Origin of the sequence: Dokdonia sp. Asnod2-E02 (assembly GCF_045063915.1) — a bacterium.
In the GTDB taxonomy this organism is placed as follows: domain Bacteria; phylum Bacteroidota; class Bacteroidia; order Flavobacteriales; family Flavobacteriaceae; genus Dokdonia.
Window position 1 is genome coordinate 3,049,872 of sequence record NZ_JBEFNX010000005.1, and the last position, 16,713, is coordinate 3,066,584.

Here is a 16,713-nt window from a genome sequence, read left to right on the forward strand (position 1 = left end):
CGTCTTACTTTTTGAGAAAAAAGATACGGTTTTTACGGTCAAACCCCACATTGTGAGAAGGAAAGAGTACATCAAAAACTCCCTGAGCAATAAGTGCTTCTGGAGTGTCGTATAAGGCTTGTCGCTCTTTCATCACAATCATTTTATCACAACGGGTAAGTGCATAATCTATCTCGTGTGTACTAAAAATGATAGTTTTATGCTCTTCTGTTGCGATTCTAGCTAGCAGGTTTAAAACAGAGGCTTTGTGATGTAGGTCTAGATGTGTCATAGGTTCATCTAGCATAATTATAGGTGTGTCTTGAGCAAGTGCTCTTGCTATGAGGACACGCTGCAGTTGCCCGTCACTAAGCTCGTAACACTTCTTGTCTTTGAGTATGTAGGTTTCGGTACGTTTTAAAGCTGTTATTATAATATCCTTATCTACCTCTGTGAGCGTGCCTAGCCAGTTTGTATAAGGCTGTCTGCCAAGTGCTACAAGCTCTGCTACCGTAAGATTTTTTGAAATAGCTTGATTAGTCAATACAACACTAAGTTGCTGTGCGAGTAATGCTGGAGTTACTTTGGTAATCTCTTTATCATTAATATAGACAGCACCAGCAAGCGGTTCTTGAAGTCCTGCGAGTGTTCTCAGCAATGTAGATTTACCAGACCCGTTTATCCCTACTAGCGCAATGAGTTCTCCTTTTTTACAATCTATATTAAGATTTTTTGCTATAGGTGTTTCCTCACGATTATTGTTATAGCCTATAACAAGATCTTTTGTGCGGAGGGTGATATGATTGTTTATAGATTGCATTAAAAAAGAAGTTTCTTTTTACGAACTAATAGCCATATCACTACAGGAGCACCCACCATTGCAGAGATAGCGTTTATAGGTAATGTATACTCACTATACGGTACCTGTGCTATTGTATCACAAACGAGCATAAGGATTGCCCCTCCTATAATAACAGCTGGTAATAGTATGCGATGATTTGCCGTAGGTATAAGCTGGCGTACTAAATGTGGTACTGCAAGCCCTATAAAGGCAATGGGACCTGCAAAAGCAGTGATACTGCCCGCTAGCAAACTTGTCGCAATAATAATGAGTAGACGTGACTGACTAAATTTTGTACCTATCGTACGTGCATATGCATCTCCTAAAAGAAGGCTGTTAAGTGATTTGAGACAAAAAACAGCGCCCATAATCCCAATGACAAAACAAATAGAAAGGATTCCCACGCCACGCCAAGAGACGTCACCAAGACTCCCAAAGGACCAAAAAACAAATCGTTGTAACTCTTCTGCTTTACTAAAATAGGCCAGCACACTTACTACGGCACTCGTAAGGCTTCCTACCATTAAACCTATGATAAGGAGCGCCATTGTATCTTTTATACGCGTAGCTACACCTAGCACCATAAGTAAGACTAAAAAACTTCCTACACTAGCCGATATGATAAGCCCCCATTTACCAGATAATAGGGTAGAAGATAGCCCCAGTGCCGTACCTCCTAAGATATATAAAGCGACGCCTAGACTGGCACCACTACTTATACCTAATACAAATGGCCCCGCCAGCGGATTGCGAAAAAGCGTTTGCATTAACAAGCCAGAAACCGCAAGGCCTGCACCAGCAATAATTGCCGTAATAGCCTTAGGTAATCTATAATCTACGATAATATATGACCAAGATGTTTTTGACACATCACCACCCAGTAACCCAGAGATAACCTCTGTAAAAGGAATGTTTACGGAGCCTAAACTTATGTTTACAATAAAGCACAACACTAGTACAAAAACTAATATGCAAAAGGGTATGATGTAACTTTTATTACTCATCTAGCGGTGCAAAAAATGTAAACTCTTCTGTAATAAGCTCTGGGTGTAAGATTTTGGTAAGATCTCTTAAGACAAGATCTGGTCTGTTAGGCGCAAGTTCATAATATAATAAACCACCCGTTGCTCCCTTACTCTTTGCAAAGGTATAGACCTTCTTATTCTTAAATGCATCAAACTGTCCGTAGGCAGGGTTGTCACTTAGTAGTTTTGAATATGATGTATACTGCCCAGGTGCAATCCAGAAGTCTGCTTGCTGTCCTTTTTCCAGCACAGATTCTATACTCAAGGCAATACTTCCCACTCCCTCGGTATCTGCCCATAGGTATGAGCCTCCGGCATCTTCTAGAACTTTAGCCTGCCAGCTATCACCCTTAGGTAAATACCAAACGTCTTTATACATCGCACCACTTAAAATAGTAGGACTTGACGTTACAGATGCAAGTTGTTTCTTAGTGGCTAGATATTGATTTTTTATGTTTGTAAAAATGCTATCTGCCTCTTTTTCTTTCCCGTACAGAGCGCCAAAGAATTTGATCCACTCTGCTTTGCCTAGCGGTTCTTTTTCTACCCAGTCGCCGTTGTAAAGCACAGGGATTCCTGCACGTTGTAGCGTGTTTACAGATTTGTTTTCTCCTTCTACACCAAAGGTGATAACTGCATCTGGATTGAGATTTATTGCAAGTTCTGTGTTAAGCGATTCGTTTTGACCTAGCTCTGTAATGAGATTGTTTTCAATACGCTTTCGCGAAAGCGGACTCGACACATAATCAAGATTAGGAAAACCTTTTAGAGTTTCAATAACCCCAAGCATTTCTAACGAGGGGATGTGCGTAGTAGAGGTAACGACTACATTTTTTATAGGCGTTTTTATAATGGCATCTACACCTCGATTAGTAAGTAACTCGGTGAGGCTTTTACTGTTTTCTTCTTCTATAGAAGCTTGCAACCCTCCTTCTGGCACAAGGGCGTAGGTAAAGGTTTTATCTGCATTTGGGAATGCTTCTGTGACCGATAGCAATGTGTAGTTTTCATACTTTGTAATGGTAAAACCATCTGCATAGGTTACTGCTTGTGATGCACTCATTGTGGGAGTAACAGTCGTGACTTCTGGTTCATTTTTACAAGATGTTACCAGAAGTATAAGACAGACTAAAAGGTGTAAGTACTTCATTTGCCAAAAGTAGTATTAAATTATCCAATGCCGCAAGAGGGCTTTCTTCTTTTTGATTTACTGCTAGGTATGGTAGTAATGTTATGTATATTTGCGACGAATTTTGGTTTTGATGCATCACACGGGTGCAGAAAATTAAAAGGGAATTCCGTATAAATCGGAAGCTGTTCCCGCAACTGTAAGCTAAGCCCATAAAGGGTTTGTTACTACTACAAAGCCACTGTCATAAGGTGTTATGATGGGAAGGTGTAACAAAAGCAAGCCAGGAGACCTGCCACTATTCATAATTAAAATCAAGCAACTTTCGGGTAAAAAGTTGGTAGATAGATGAAACATAGATTCCTTTTTATTGTTGTCGTGCTATGCGCACTTACAACTGCCGCACAAATAGATACACTTCAAGTTTTACCTGAAGTAATACTTAGTGACTCAAAGTTAAAAAACCACAGCGTAGGTATAGCTCTTGAGAAGATAAGTGATAGCACCATACAGCGCTCGCGCACGGCTCTTACAGAGGTGTTGCGAGCAAATAGCACCATATACTTTAGAGAAAATGGGCCTGGTGGCGTAGCCTCTGCCTCTTTTAGAGGGACTAACGCGGCACAGACAGCCGTCGTGTGGAACGGTATAAACATAAATAGCCAGCTCACTGGCCAGTCTGATTTTAATACCTTATCGTCAAAAAATTATGATCAGCTCGATGTGAGAGCGGGCGGCGGGAGCATTATATATGGATCTGGAGCAGTAGGTGGTAGTGTTCATCTAGGTAATGATATTAGATTTAATAAAGGACTGAGCACGACAGTAGCCGCAGGTTACGGAAGTTTTGATACTCAAATCGCAACGGCCAAAACGCAATTTTCAAACACTAATTTTTACATAGATGCCGGCCTAGATTACCAACGTTCTGAAAATGATTTTGACTATCTCGATACAGATAATCAGTTTAATGAAAATGGTCAATATGATAATCTTAACGCCATTTTTAATATGGGTTATCTCCTTAAAAATAAGGGTGATCGTACACATTTATTAAAACTGCACCACAATACCTATGTAGGTAATCGCAACTTTTCTGGCACGCTCACGGCACCGTCTAATGATGGGTATGAAGACAGAAATACAAGAACACTCGCCATATGGGAAAACCTGGGTACAAGATTTAATGGCAAGTTGCGTGCGGCTCATATTTTTGAACAGTTTAGATATTTTGCAAATAACCAAACTGACGATAATGATCTAGGTAAATCTATACGCTACCTGGCAAACTACGAGGCAACTTATAAGCTAGATCGTAAAAAGGAACTTACTGTAATAGGTGAGGTAAACCATATTTCGGCAGCTGGTGCGTCTATCGTTTCGACTACTAGAAATCAAGGATCTGTTGTCGCCTTGTGGAAACAGCAACTTACTAATCAATTTACCTATGAGATTCAGGCTAGACAAGAGCTGGTAGAAGGTTTTGATAGTCCATTTCTTTTGGGAGCTGGTTTTGATTACGCTTTCGCGAAAGCGTATACACTCACATTTAACGCGTCAAAAAATTATAGAATCCCCACATTTAACGATGCTTACTGGTCTGGACCAGGTGCTGTAGGTAACCCAGATTTAAAACCTGAAACAAGCATACAAGCCGAAATAGGCTTAAAAAGAACACGTAAAAACCTCACTTTAGGACTGAGAGGATTTTACATAAACACAGATGATTTGATACAATGGCAGCCTAATCTGAGCGGTATCTGGTCACCTATAAACATAGCAGATTCTGAGCATTATGGTATAGAGGGAGCACTTGATTATACGGCTATTATGGGTAGCCATAAAGTTACAACCACTGCTCAGTATGCCTATACACAGGCCGAAGATGTAGCCAGAGGCAAACAGCTTATCTATGTGCCAGCTCATAAAGCGATACTCGGTATCGCGCATAACTATGGCAGGCTGAGTAGTTATGTGCAAACTACTTTTGTAGATCGTGTTTTTACAACTACAGATAACACGGCGCAGGTAGACGGCTATGCGATTGCTCACATAGGGACAAGCTATGACATCTTACACAAGCAAGGTACTAAGCTCCAAGTAATGGCGAGAGTCAATAACTTATTTAATACGAACTACCAGACGGTTGCTTTTAGACCTAACCCTGGAAGAAACTTTTTATTACAAACAACTATTACTTTTTAAACACACTTATGAAACATTCTTTTTACACATTTTGTATTGCAACACTTTTATTATTTTCTTGTAATACAGATGATGATATTTTTATACCAGTTACCCCAGAGGTTGAAGGGCCATATGCTACTGGATTTTTAGTAACAAATGAAGGACCTTTTTCAAATGGTTTTGGAACAGTAGATTATATAGATGAAAGCCTTACTACGGTGACATCATCTATCTATCAAGCTGTAAATGGTGATAACCTGGGTAACATCGTGCAATCACTAACTATGACAGATGATAATGTTTATGTAGTTACAAACGTAAGCTCACGTATCACGGTAGTAGAAAAAGATACCTTTGAAGAAATAATCCAAATTACAGAAGGACTTAATAACCCACGTAATATGGTAATAATAGGGGATAACGGTTATGTGACTAACTGGGGAGATCCAGCTGTAGCTACAGATGATTATGTGGCTGTTTTAGATTTAAATACAAATGAGATAGTAAGTACAATTGCTGTTGCAGAAGGGCCAGAGCAAATCGTAGCAAAAGGAGATGCTATTTATGTAGCACACAAAGGAGGTTTTGGAGTAAATAACATTGTATCTGTAATCTCTAGTGAGCAAGAAAATGTTGTTACTACAATAGAGGTTGGTGACGTACCTAACTCACTACAGTTTGACACAGCGGGACGTCTTGTAGTTCTAGCTAGCGGCGCTCCAGCATTTACAGGTAATGAGACAGGAGGACAATTTACTATTATAGATACAGATACAAACACTGCTGTAGAAACAGTTTTATTTACAGATACCGAACACCCTAGCTTCTTAAATGTAGTAGGTGATGATGTGTTTTATTATCTAGGTGGAGCAGTTTATAAAACAACAATAGCAGATTTTACAACGACTAGTACAGCAATTATATCTGGATCTTTTTTCTATAATATGACCATACTCAGCGACGGTACACTTGCAGGATGTAACGCTGCAGACTTTGCTAGTAATGGAACTGTAGAGCTTTATGACACTACTACGGGTACTTTATTAAATACGCTTAATGTAGGTATTGTACCAGGTAACGTTTACGAGATTAACTAGGTTATTCTAATAGTTAATTAAAAAGGGGTGACATAATTGTCACCCCTTTTTTGTGCTAGTTTATATCAAGTTGATCAACTATCATACGCTGGTAGAGTGGGTTTTGTTGCTCTGTGTCATAATATGAGGGTTGTATCGTCGTGTTATATTGTGCGTTGCTTCTTCCGTTAAGAATAACATCTATGGCTGCATCTAGAAGTGGCTCGCCTTGCTCACCTAGCTGGCCATAGTTTGTAAAATCTTCTGCTATTTCAATATCTGGTGTAAAGCCATCAAAATAGTCAGTAAGACCATTTGCATTTACAGACTTAAGTACAAGCGGTAGCATTACATATCTATGATTTGGGTTTGCCTCAGATCTTCTAAAACCTGGAGCTGGCGCATCATATAATAAGAAGGACCCTTCAAATTTTCCTACGGTGTTTGTACCTATCTGTATAATCTCAATATATGGATCTAGACCACTTAGTATAAGTTCGCTGGCACTTGCTGTTCTTCCCGTAGTGAGTATGAATACTCTAGAAAGACCTAAGCTGTTTATAGTTGCTCCATCATTGCCACTTCCTAGATTATTATTGAAAGTACGTGTAAATTGATTCTCTGGATTGCGATCTGAGTTATACTCTTGAGTGATAAAGGTTTGTCCCTCAAACTGACCAGTAATCATAGACGAGAGGTCGTTTGCCGTCTCTATAGAGCCACCACCATTATAGCGTAAATCAAGCACAAGATCTGTAATGCCAGCTGCCTGAAACTCTGCAAAAGCATTATTAAGAGCACTGTCAAACTCATTTGTAAAGCCGGTATAATGTAAGTACCCTATCTCATTACCACCTACACTTAAAACATTCACCGTATGTACAGGGTTTATAATGAGCTGTATTTTATTTATTACGATTTCTTCTCCCGTAAGGTCAAAGTCTGTACCGTTAAAGGTTGCTGTACTTATGGTATAGCTTTCTGGACTAAAAAAGCTAGAAAAACTTGTGTTACCATCTATAGGTTGTCCAGTCGCATCTTGTAATGGTTGCCCGTCTACAAGTGTAAAAATCATACCTCGCTGTACACCCGCAATAGCTGCCGGACTATCATTTACCACATATCTCACAATACCAAAGGCTCTAGCAGGGTCGTTAGGCATAATAAGCAGGGAGATATTCATACCAGAGGCAGTGCGAATTCCCGCTAGCGAGTTTTCTAATTCTGTATAATCATCTCGTAATATACTGAAACGGTCTACAGGTGCCGTAAGTGCATCAAAAGCATCCTCTACAGAAGCAAACTGCGATAAGTAGTCAAATTTTTCTCCATCATTACTAAAAAAATCATTTGCTAGCTCTGGCACTTGGTCTTTATATAATGACCAGTAATTGAGACCTCTGTAAACAAAGTCAGACAACTCTACTGTAGTTGCTGGTCTTATAGTATCATCAAGATCGTCATTACAAGAAAAAAAGAGCATTGTAAAGACGAGTAGGAGTAGGGTAATCTTTTTCATAGGATTAATATTAAGGGAGTATATCGTAATCTAGTATCAAATATAGTTAAACGTAAAAAAGTCACTACAATTACATTGTCTGCTTTAAAGTTTTGAGATTAATTAACAAGCTTTGCTAACAGCGGCAAATCGTGATCTAGTTGCTCAAACGCGGTTTTTGGTGTTCTATACCCTAAGAAGGGGGCAAAGTAAATGTAAGATTCAAGTTTGTGGCTATAAGCAAGTTTATTATGTGTAGACAGTTTTTTATCTAGATCTAGACTAATATCCATCCACTCTGAAGAAAAAAACTGAGCGCCTTGTCTATTAAAAAGTAAGATAAGCCTAGGAGCAACATAGGTGATGACCTCCTTAGTAATCTCAAGTTGATCTCTGAGAAACTGTTTACCTATCTCATTGTTAAGAAAGTTTGCTATTTGTTTTTGCTCGGTATGTCGTTGATAGAATAAATCGCAATAAGTAATTCCTTGAGATTCGAAAGCTGATAGTAAGTTGTAAAATTTTTTAAAGTACCTATCCTCGTGTAATTTACTATAATCATAGCTACACATATCGTCACTTATAAAATCTGTGCGTAATGATGGATTTATACCCATAACCAGCACGTTTGCCGTAGGATCTATCTTAGAGAATACAAAGCCATTACGTATGATGTCTTGCTGTTCTTGTGTATGAAGAAGCTTTGTGTAGGTGGTAAATAGGGTTTCAATTTTCGCTTTAAGCGAAAGCAAAAACGCATCCCTACTCATACATTAGATATTTTGAGCGTATCTTTTTAAATCGTTCTATACCTGGCAACCATTTTCTTTTAATCTCTTTAAAGGTGTAGCCCGCCTCAATGTCTTGCTGTAATTGTGTTGAACCTGCGTGAAGTGTAAAACTAGCTGTTTTAAAGAAAGCATCCTTCTTGCTACTAGCAGCATAGGCTTCTATGAGCCATTCAAGATTTACAGTGTTCATATAGGCCTCATCACGTAGGTCTTTACCGTTACAGGTGACTCCCTTATGTTTTGGTGATTTTGATCCAAAATTAGGTTGTGGCGTGTATAAGAATGAAAAGTGCTCTTTAGGAAAATCTGGTGCGCCAAAGATTTGAAACTGCATCTCTGTCCCGCGACCAGCATTTACCGTAGTTCCTTCAAAAAAGCCTAAGCTAGGATATAAATTGATACTCTTATCATTAGGTAAGTTAGGCGATGGTCTTGTAGGGAGCGCATATTTTTTCTGGTACGACCAGTTTTTAAGCGGTATTACCGTAAGATCTACTGTGACCTTATCTTTTAGCCAGCCTTCTCCATTTACCATTTTTGCATATTCGCCTATTGTCATACCATATACAAGTGGTATCTCGTGCATACCTAAAAAGCTAGTGTGTTCTTTTTCTAGTGTAGGACCGTCTATGTAATGTGCATTAGGATTAGGTCTGTCTAGCACTATGACAGGAATCCCACTTTCGGCAGCTGCTTCCATAACATAGGTAAGGGTAGATATGTAGGTGTAAAAACGCACGCCCACATCTTGTATGTCAAAGAGTAAGACATCAACCCCTTCTAATTGTTGTGCTGTGGGTTTTTTATTCTTTCCGTAAAGAGAGATGATGTTGAGACCCGTTTTTGGGTCCTTACCGTCCTTTACTTTTTCGCCGGCATCTACATTACCCCTAAAGCCGTGCTCTGGCGAGAAAACCTTCTTTATCGTAACTCCCATACTTAGTAAGGAGTCTACCAGGTGAGTACTTTGCGCTTCTGTATGCAGTGTCTCGGTAAAGATGAGTCCGCTTTTGTTTGTAACTACTCCTACATTTTTATTTACTAGTAATGGGAGGTACAGCTCTGTTCTATTTGCACCCACAGTAATGCTAGAATCTATGACTACTACGTTACTTGTCGTGGGTTGTTTGGATTCCGCTTTCGCGAAAGCGGTCTTATCCCCACCCGTATTTGCACAAGAAATTAAGAGTGTGAGCGTTAAAAAAAGGGTATTTTTGAATAAAATGAGACGCATTTGAATCTAGAGTATTTTATAGCCAAACGCCTAAATGGCGGGACATCGTATAAAAGTAGTGCTTCCAGTACGATAATTAAAATTGCCATTGCAGCAATCGCAATAGGTATGGTGATGATGCTTATTTCTATAGCTACCGGTGTAGGGCTTCAACGTGAGATTAGACAGAAGGTGTCTGCCTTTTCTGGTGATATACTCGTATCAAACTTTGATGGAAATAATAGTGAGGAGACTGTAAACCCTATTACCATTAATCAAGACTTTTACCCAAACTTTGATGCTGTACCAGAAGTAACACACGTGCAAGCAATCACGACTAAGGCAGGAATGATACGCACTGCAGAGACCTTTGAAGGTGTGGTTTACAAAGGTGTGGGTGATGATTATGACTGGTCTCGCATAGAAGATTATATCATAGAAGGCCGCAAGCCAGAGCTCACGGGTGACCTCAATAATGAAATCTTAATGAGTACCTATCTTGCAAAACGTTTAGGTTTTAAGGTAGGGGATAAAGCGGTAATGCACTTTGTAAATAAAGAAAACACACGTTTTAGATCACGATCACTTGATATTGTAGGTCTTTATGAAAGCGCTTATCAAGAGTTTGATAAGATTTACATTATAGGAGACCGCCGCCATCTTACTTTTATAAATAAATGGGAAAAGGACGAGGTAGGAGCGTTTGAGGTTTTTGTAGATGATTTTGATAATATAGAGCGAGTTAATAATGAAGTGTATGAAAACTCTGGCTCTATGCTTAGATCAATATCTATCATACAGCGCAACTATAATATCTTTGAGTGGATCAAGTTATTTGACTTTAATATAATGCTCATTATCATTGTGATGATTCTTATAGCAGGTATAAATATCGCTGTGGCACTTCTTGTACTTGTACTTGAGCGCACACGTATGATAGGTATTCTTAAAGCACTGGGCAGCACAGACTGGAATGTGCGTAAGATATTTATCTACAATGCAATGTATCTTATAGGTCTGGGACTCTTCTGGGGTAACCTTATAGGACTAGGAATTTTATTTGCTCAGAAGTATTTTGGGTTTATAAAACTAGATCCATCTACTTATTATGTAAGTGAGGCGCCTGTACTCATAAACGTGTGGCATATTGTATCTCTTAACTTGGGAGTCTTTACAATTTGTGTCCTTGTACTCCTTATACCATCTTATATCATCACAAAAATTAGCCCCGTGAGAGCTATAAGATTTGAGTAGGTATTACCTACATCTTTCTTATATCTACATACATATTACGATCTATTTGTACGGTGCTAGTTCCTTTAGCTACATCTAGGCACTGCCATATATCTGTAGGATCAAGCCATATATACTCATCATTAATCTTGATACGTAAGGGCATTGTAAAGCCTTGTATGGTATTATTAAATCGATAGTGCATTTCTTTTTTATTGATTTTATACTCAAATGTTGGGATATCTTTTTCTCTGAGATATTGATTAAAGAAGGGCGTTAAGTCTAGATTTAGCGCATTTGCAATATAATTTTCTACAGCAGCGGTTGTTGTCGTTTGGTGATAAAATTCTTTGCTTAAGCCTCGCAGTGTTGCTCGCCATAAATCATCATCTTGCGCTATGCTACGTAAGGTGAGTAGTATGTTTGCACCTTTGTAATACATATCACCACTTCCTTCCTTATCTACATTATAGGTGCCTATTATGGGTCTATCATTACGTATTTTATCACGAGTACCTATAGTATAAGTTGCTGCAGTTTCTTTTCCAAAGTGATAATCGAGATATAGATTTTCAGAATATGAGGTAAAGCCTTCGTGTATCCACATATCTGCCACGTCCTTATTTGTAATATTATTTGCAAACCACTCGTGACCAGCCTCGTGAATGATGATAAAATCAAATTTTAATCCCTCACCTGTACCAGAGAGATCTCTTCCTAGGTATCCATTTTTAAATCTATTGCCATAGGTTACAGAGCTTTGATGTTCCATCCCAAGATAAGGTGCTTGCACGAGTTTAAAACTATCCTCATAAAACGGGTAAGGACCAAACCAGTGCTCAAAAGCCTCCATCATCATAGGGGCTTGTTTAAACTGCTCTCGAGCCTTCTCTTCATCCTCTTTGAGCACCCAGTAGCTCATATCTAGAGGGCCTTTCTCTCCTTTATAAACTTCAGAGAAGTTTACATAATCGCCTATGTTTAAGTTTACACCGTAGTTATTTATTGGGTTTTTTACTGTCCAGTGGTATGTTTTTGTAGTTGCGTCTGTATCTATGTGCACAAGTCTTCCGTTTGACACGTCTACGAGATCTTTAGGCACGGTAACGTGCATATCAAGACTGTCTACCTCATCTGCCGGGTGATCTCTGTTAGGCCACCATACACTAGAGCCTATGCCTTGATTTGAACTAGCGATAAAGTGTTTCCCGTTGCTATCTTTTTTCCAAGTGATACCACCATCCCAAGGCGGGTTTTTTGCAATTCTAGGTTTACCTTCAAAACTTAGCGAAATCTTCCTTAGCTCACCCTCACTCTGTGGATCTTCAAGTTGTATAAAATGGGCATTACCTTCTGACCGTACATCCAGCGAGTGACCATCTTGCATTACAGCGGTAAGCTCCATAGGTGCTTGTAGATCTATTTGTAACTCATTAGTGCCTTCATTAAGCACTTTGTAGGTCATCACATTAGTCCCTATAATTGTCTTTGACTCTGGCATCACCTCTACAGAAAGGTCATAATGTACAAGGTCCCACCACGCTCTTTGTGGTGTGATGCTACCACGTAAACTGTCTTGACGAGTTATTTTTTGAGAGTATGAAGATAGGCTCGTGAGTATAAAGCCCAGTAAAAATAGGTAACGCATTAATCTGGTTTAATTTATTGTGTAAGGTATGCTTGTAACGGTTTTTTAAAATGCAATAAGCGAGTATCCACTCATTTGTGACTGGCTTAAAACGGTCATTGCAGAGAGGGCTACATCTATTATTTCCAATCTTCGTGCCGAAGTAATGTTGCGTGATCCCGCCGTTTGCCCGCAGAGTATAAGTTCTACTCCGGCATCGCTTAGTGCTTCTAGAAGTGCAATATTGGGATTATCTACCCCATATTTTTCTTTATAAAGTTCATTTGTAAGAACGCCATATGCCGCTTTGCCGTGTATAGCTGCACGTAAGTGCATATTCTCCCTAGGCACACCTGCTTTATCGTGCATATTTAAAAAGCGAGCCATCGTCTCTATGTATGGATTTCTTACACTAGGGTCTTCTGGGGCTTTTGCCACATCAAAAACAATATAAAATTGGGCTTCAGTATCGGTTTTAAAATCTGGTTCTGGTACGGCAAAAGTTTTTCCAAAATCTTTGATAAACTCACCAGGTTGTGATGAGGGTTGTTGTGAGTACGCTTTCGCGAAAGCGAAACATAAAGCAATAAGAAGCAAATTTTTCATAAAAGTAAATGTAGTTTTAAGTAATGCAGCACGCATTATGTAATGTGTATAAAGAAAAAGAAAACCAGTCAAAAAACCTTATCTGGTGGTAATAATATCATCTAGCCTGTTTGCACTTCACTAGCCACCTTGTTTAAAATAGCAAGATCTGACTCGTTTTTGATAAATTGGTTTGCATCATCTATGATGAGTTGTACTTGGTTGATAATAGCCTCTGTATACTCGTCCTTTAACGCATCAGATGTACTTAGGTATCTCAAGCTTTGCAACATTTTATGTAGCATAATAAAGTCTTCTTTGCAATACTGCCTTAGGGATGCAAAAATAAAATAGAGGACTTCTTCAAAGTTTATAGTGCGTAGTGATACGAGGGCATTACCATCTTTATCTGTCACAAAGCTGTTATCTCTCTTTTGCATACGTAATACAAATAGCTCGGTAAGGTAGTCTAGACAGGTAATTGCCGTTCCGGGATCATTTATACCCGGGCTCATTGCTTTTACAGCAATCTCTGTAAGCTGTTTAAAACCGAGTATATAATTATTTTTCACAATCTCAGATCTAGAAAAGCCAAAACAAGAGCGTAGCGCCTCAATAGCCTCCTCGTTAAGATCCTTATTTACACTTACTATTTTTGTACTATCTAGTACAAATGATCCTTTAGGAATTAGTAGTGATACCTTACAAGAGTGCTCATTACAAAAATCTACAAGGGAGTCTAGTGCTATATCATTAAGATGTCCAGAGAACTTTGTGGTATAACTTTGCCAAGAGTCACTGTCCTTAAAAACGGCTACTCCAGTGGGGTCACTCTCTGTGTCTATAAGTTGCTGGATGCGATCTCGTGATACTTTGTAAATACGATTTATAATATTATTAATCTGTATGGCTTGAGATATAGAGTGTATAAAGTATATAAAAGCTGCAAGCACGTGTATGCTTAATACAATCCCTACAAGTACAGCAAAGCCTGGTAGTTGCGTTTTAGACTGTTCTGGCTCAATACTAAGTAAGATAATGATACAGTAAATGATGACAGCAATATAAAAGCCTAGTACCACCTGGTGACGTTTATTTGCAATAAGTCCTGGTAATATGCGTGGTGAATAATTACTAGATGCCTGGTTAAGTATGAGCATAACCATAGAAAAGCTAAAAACCATTAGACTAAAAATACCACCTATAAAGGTGCTGAGTAGCGTACGAGCCGTATCTGCATCATTAATTACAAGCGCTGGTACAACGTCTATAAGATACTTTGAGATTCCTTGCTGCTCTGCATAAGACATTAAGAACCCTAACCCGAGTCCCATAAAGGCAATGAGGCTAGGGTAGAATGCTACATTACCAGTAATGCGGCTGTATAGAAGCTCAAGTTTTGTGTACAGTCTATTCATAAGTTACAATTTCCGTAAAAAACTTAAGGATAGCATTGCTTTTAGAACTACGTTAACAGCTGTTAAGGGTTGTTTTTACGCTTTCGCGAAAGCGTGATTAAAATTTTCACCTTGTTTATTACCAATGGCAATGTAATTTTCTTGCTCAAATCAATGTGCTTGCTAGGGATGGCTATGTTTTGTTATACAATTGTATATCAGCATCTTTACTACGTAAGTTGTCGCTCTTTGGATTATGTGAATATCTAATTTTAACAATTTTTAATATCGGGCGTTAATTGTATGGTAAAAAGAATATTTTAGCAGAAGCAATTAAAATAAAATCCAATTCTTTGCATTAGACGTATAACCAATAAAATTAAACTAAATATTATGGACAACGGGAAAAGTGGAAACGGTATTAAGATCATTGCAGGGATTCTTGCAGTACTTTTAGTCGTTGCCGGTGCCTTTGCAGTAAAACTGTATAACCAAGAAAAAGATACAAAGAGCCAACTTACAAAAGAGAAGAATGTAGTGCTTGCAGATCTTAAGGAAATGGTGAGTAAGTATGATGTAGTTATAGAAGAAAATAACCTTAAAGACACAGAGCTTAACGATGCTCGTGATAGAATACAAGGTCTTATATCTGACATAAATGCAAAAGATGCCACCATAGCGAGTCTTGGGAAGTATAGAGCAGAAGTTTTTAAACTACGTAACGAGCGTGATTTCTTATTTGCTCAAAATGACTCCCTACGTGGTAGTAACCAGATGCTAGCGATGCGCGTAGACAGTACAACGTATGAGCTAGAGGTACAAAGAGGTGTAGGAGATTCTCTATCACTAGAAAATAGTGCCCTGGCTGAGCGCGTAAGCTTAGGTTCTGCACTGGCGGCAAATAAGCTTAGTGCAACTGGAGTTATAGAACGCTCTTCTGGTAAGCTTATAGAAAACTCAAATAATAGACGTGTAGATAAGTTACGTGCGTGTTATACAGTACCACAAAATCGTCTTGCCGAAGCTGGTGACCGTATGCTTTATGTACAGGTTGTAGACCCAGAAGGAAACACGCTAGGTGATAACAAGCAAGTAGCCTTTGACGGGATAGTGGTTACATACAGTACAATCTCTAAGTTTTATTATGAAAATACAGCGCTAGATATTTGTGAGAATATAGGGAAGACCACAAAGTTTTTTCCAGAAGGAACTTATAAGGTCTTTGTGTATGATAAAGGGGCGCTTCTTGCTCAAACTTCTTTTAGTCTAAAGTAAAAGAGACCATATTTAAAAGCATATTACACCGCTCTAAGGTATCCATCTTAGAGCGGTGTTTTTTTTATTCTACTGTAGGGTACCAGTCTAGCTGGGCAACATTAATATTACTATCGCCTTTATTTACTAGTTCTTTAAATTTTGAGACGTCGCTTAGACCTTCTGTACCTCTGTAATGATATGGAAATACGGTCTCTGGCTTAAAGTCTAATACCGCACTCGCAGCGCTCTCTACCGTCATTGTATATGGCAAGTTCATACATACAAAAGCTATATCTATATTTGCTAGATTGCGCATTTCTGGTATGTCTTCTGTATCTCCAGAGATGTATACTCGTTTATCATCTTTTTCAATTACATAGCCATTTCCTCTGCCTTTTGAGTGAAATTTAAGTGCCTCCTCTCTAAGGTTGTACATAGGGATTGCAGTGATGTCAAAACCATTTTTCATTAATGAATTATCATTACTAAGTACGGTTGTGATTTTTTGTAAATCTTCTGGGAGTTTATCTACTACTGCTTGTGGCGCAATAATCTTTGTAGATTCTGTTAGAATACCTTGTACAGTGTTTACGTTTAAGTGATCACCGTGTATATCTGTAATCAAGATAAGATCTGGCGCATCATAAAGGTCAAAATTTTCCGGACCTCCTACGGGATCAATATAAATAGCATTATCATCCCATTTTAAAACCATAGTAGCGTGCGATACTGGGTAAATCTCAAAGTTACTTTTCTTTGCTTTCCCCTCTTTTACAACCTCTGTAGTTGTTTTGGTTTCGTTTGGTGTATTCTCTTTACAGCTTGTAATACTTATGGTAAGGGCGGCTAAGAGTATAATGTTGAGTAATTTCATT

Annotated in this window: 14 protein-coding genes and 1 riboswitch; of the genes, 4 read left to right on the top strand and 10 right to left on the bottom strand. The window is 38.7% G+C overall.

What is annotated here, in order from left to right; translation table 11 throughout:
* Nucleotides 1-4 precede the first annotated feature (4 nt).
* From ACJJVM_RS13855 to ACJJVM_RS13865, 3 genes are read right to left on the bottom strand one after another with little or no spacing between them, the layout of a single operon-like run.
* Nucleotides 5-799, bottom strand: a complete 795-nt coding sequence (locus ACJJVM_RS13855) for an ABC transporter ATP-binding protein (RefSeq protein WP_405212013.1) — start codon at nucleotides 797-799, stop codon at nucleotides 5-7.
* Nucleotides 799-1,824 carry a FecCD family ABC transporter permease gene (locus tag ACJJVM_RS13860; protein WP_405212014.1) on the bottom strand — a complete coding sequence of 342 codons (1,026 nt, stop codon included), beginning with the start codon at nucleotides 1,822-1,824 and terminating at the stop codon, nucleotides 799-801. The genes ACJJVM_RS13855 and ACJJVM_RS13860 overlap by 1 nt, the downstream gene beginning before the upstream one ends.
* The gene (locus tag ACJJVM_RS13865) at nucleotides 1,817-2,995 is read right to left on the bottom strand and encodes an ABC transporter substrate-binding protein (protein WP_298348518.1); all 1,179 of its coding nucleotides are present in this window, start codon (nucleotides 2,993-2,995) and stop codon (nucleotides 1,817-1,819) included. The genes ACJJVM_RS13860 and ACJJVM_RS13865 overlap by 8 nt, the downstream gene beginning before the upstream one ends.
* Before the next feature lie 87 nt (nucleotides 2,996-3,082).
* Nucleotides 3,083-3,289, top strand: a riboswitch (cobalamin riboswitch).
* 33 nt (nucleotides 3,290-3,322) lie between these two features.
* Between ACJJVM_RS13865 and ACJJVM_RS13870 the strand changes: the two genes are divergently transcribed.
* A complete protein-coding gene (locus ACJJVM_RS13870) occupies nucleotides 3,323-5,179 on the top strand; it encodes a TonB-dependent receptor (protein WP_405212015.1) in 1,857 nt (618 codons plus the stop codon).
* An 8-nt stretch (nucleotides 5,180-5,187) separates the two neighbouring features.
* A complete protein-coding gene (locus ACJJVM_RS13875; protein WP_405212016.1) occupies nucleotides 5,188-6,258 on the top strand; it encodes a YncE family protein in 1,071 nt (356 codons plus the stop codon).
* A 55-nt stretch (nucleotides 6,259-6,313) separates the two neighbouring features.
* Here the strand turns inward: ACJJVM_RS13875 and ACJJVM_RS13880 are convergent, their stop codons facing one another.
* The 3 genes from ACJJVM_RS13880 to ACJJVM_RS13890 all read right to left on the bottom strand — a co-directional run bounded on the left by ACJJVM_RS13880 (nucleotide 6,314) and on the right by ACJJVM_RS13890 (nucleotide 9,760).
* Entirely contained in the window at nucleotides 6,314-7,756 is a 1,443-nt protein-coding gene (locus ACJJVM_RS13880; protein WP_405212017.1) for a S41 family peptidase, read from the bottom strand.
* Nucleotides 7,757-7,854: 98 nt separating this feature from the next.
* Nucleotides 7,855-8,505 carry a hypothetical protein gene (locus tag ACJJVM_RS13885; protein ID WP_405212018.1) on the bottom strand — a complete coding sequence of 217 codons (651 nt, stop codon included), beginning with the start codon at nucleotides 8,503-8,505 and terminating at the stop codon, nucleotides 7,855-7,857.
* Nucleotides 8,498-9,760, bottom strand: coding sequence for an exo-beta-N-acetylmuramidase NamZ domain-containing protein (locus ACJJVM_RS13890; protein WP_405212019.1), 1,263 nt, complete (start codon nucleotides 9,758-9,760; stop codon nucleotides 8,498-8,500). Before ACJJVM_RS13890 ends, ACJJVM_RS13885 begins: the two co-directional genes overlap by 8 nt.
* On the opposite strand from ACJJVM_RS13890, the gene ACJJVM_RS13895 reads away from it, so the two are divergent.
* Nucleotides 9,761-10,993, top strand: coding sequence for an ABC transporter permease (locus ACJJVM_RS13895; protein WP_405212020.1), 1,233 nt, complete (start codon nucleotides 9,761-9,763; stop codon nucleotides 10,991-10,993). It begins immediately after the preceding gene.
* 7 nt (nucleotides 10,994-11,000) lie between these two features.
* Here the strand turns inward: ACJJVM_RS13895 and ACJJVM_RS13900 are convergent, their stop codons facing one another.
* From ACJJVM_RS13900 to ACJJVM_RS13910, 3 genes are all read right to left on the bottom strand, one after another.
* Nucleotides 11,001-12,620, bottom strand: a complete 1,620-nt coding sequence (locus tag ACJJVM_RS13900) for a M1 family metallopeptidase (RefSeq protein WP_405212021.1) — start codon at nucleotides 12,618-12,620, stop codon at nucleotides 11,001-11,003.
* 45 nt (nucleotides 12,621-12,665) lie between these two features.
* Nucleotides 12,666-13,205 (bottom strand): DsrE family protein, encoded by a 540-nt coding sequence (locus ACJJVM_RS13905; RefSeq protein ID WP_405212022.1) that lies wholly within the window; start codon nucleotides 13,203-13,205, stop codon nucleotides 12,666-12,668.
* 101 nt (nucleotides 13,206-13,306) lie between these two features.
* Nucleotides 13,307-14,602 carry a DUF2254 domain-containing protein gene (locus tag ACJJVM_RS13910; RefSeq protein WP_405212023.1) on the bottom strand — a complete coding sequence of 432 codons (1,296 nt, stop codon included), beginning with the start codon at nucleotides 14,600-14,602 and terminating at the stop codon, nucleotides 13,307-13,309.
* 372 nt (nucleotides 14,603-14,974) lie between these two features.
* Here ACJJVM_RS13910 and ACJJVM_RS13915 point away from each other — a divergent pair, with 372 nt between their 5' ends.
* Nucleotides 14,975-15,856 (top strand): hypothetical protein, encoded by an 882-nt coding sequence (locus ACJJVM_RS13915; RefSeq protein WP_405212024.1) that lies wholly within the window; start codon nucleotides 14,975-14,977, stop codon nucleotides 15,854-15,856.
* Between the two features lie 64 nt (nucleotides 15,857-15,920).
* On the opposite strand, the gene ACJJVM_RS13920 is transcribed toward ACJJVM_RS13915, so the two are convergent.
* Nucleotides 15,921-16,712, bottom strand: a complete 792-nt coding sequence (locus tag ACJJVM_RS13920; RefSeq protein WP_405212025.1) for an MBL fold metallo-hydrolase — start codon at nucleotides 16,710-16,712, stop codon at nucleotides 15,921-15,923.
* Nucleotide 16,713 lies beyond the last annotated feature (1 nt).

Bases quoted from the DNA above. Each gene is read 5' to 3' on its own strand.
- ACJJVM_RS13885 (WP_405212018.1), bottom strand. From the start codon at position 8,505: ATGAGTAGGGATGCGTTTTTGCTTTCGCTTAAAGCGAAAATTGAAACC.
- ACJJVM_RS13865 (WP_298348518.1), bottom strand. From the start codon at position 2,995: ATGAAGTACTTACACCTTTTAGTCTGTCTTATACTTCTGGTAACATCT.
- ACJJVM_RS13920 (WP_405212025.1), bottom strand. From the start codon at position 16,712: ATGAAATTACTCAACATTATACTCTTAGCCGCCCTTACCATAAGTATT.
- ACJJVM_RS13860 (WP_405212014.1), bottom strand. From the start codon at position 1,824: ATGAGTAATAAAAGTTACATCATACCCTTTTGCATATTAGTTTTTGTA.
- ACJJVM_RS13855 (WP_405212013.1), bottom strand. From the start codon at position 799: ATGCAATCTATAAACAATCATATCACCCTCCGCACAAAAGATCTTGTT.
- ACJJVM_RS13905 (WP_405212022.1), bottom strand. From the start codon at position 13,205: ATGAAAAATTTGCTTCTTATTGCTTTATGTTTCGCTTTCGCGAAAGCG.
- ACJJVM_RS13880 (WP_405212017.1), bottom strand. From the start codon at position 7,756: ATGAAAAAGATTACCCTACTCCTACTCGTCTTTACAATGCTCTTTTTT.
- ACJJVM_RS13910 (WP_405212023.1), bottom strand. From the start codon at position 14,602: ATGAATAGACTGTACACAAAACTTGAGCTTCTATACAGCCGCATTACT.
- ACJJVM_RS13900 (WP_405212021.1), bottom strand. From the start codon at position 12,620: ATGCGTTACCTATTTTTACTGGGCTTTATACTCACGAGCCTATCTTCA.
- ACJJVM_RS13870 (WP_405212015.1), top strand. From the start codon at position 3,323: ATGAAACATAGATTCCTTTTTATTGTTGTCGTGCTATGCGCACTTACA.
- ACJJVM_RS13890 (WP_405212019.1), bottom strand. From the start codon at position 9,760: ATGCGTCTCATTTTATTCAAAAATACCCTTTTTTTAACGCTCACACTC.
- ACJJVM_RS13915 (WP_405212024.1), top strand. From the start codon at position 14,975: ATGGACAACGGGAAAAGTGGAAACGGTATTAAGATCATTGCAGGGATT.
- ACJJVM_RS13875 (WP_405212016.1), top strand. From the start codon at position 5,188: ATGAAACATTCTTTTTACACATTTTGTATTGCAACACTTTTATTATTT.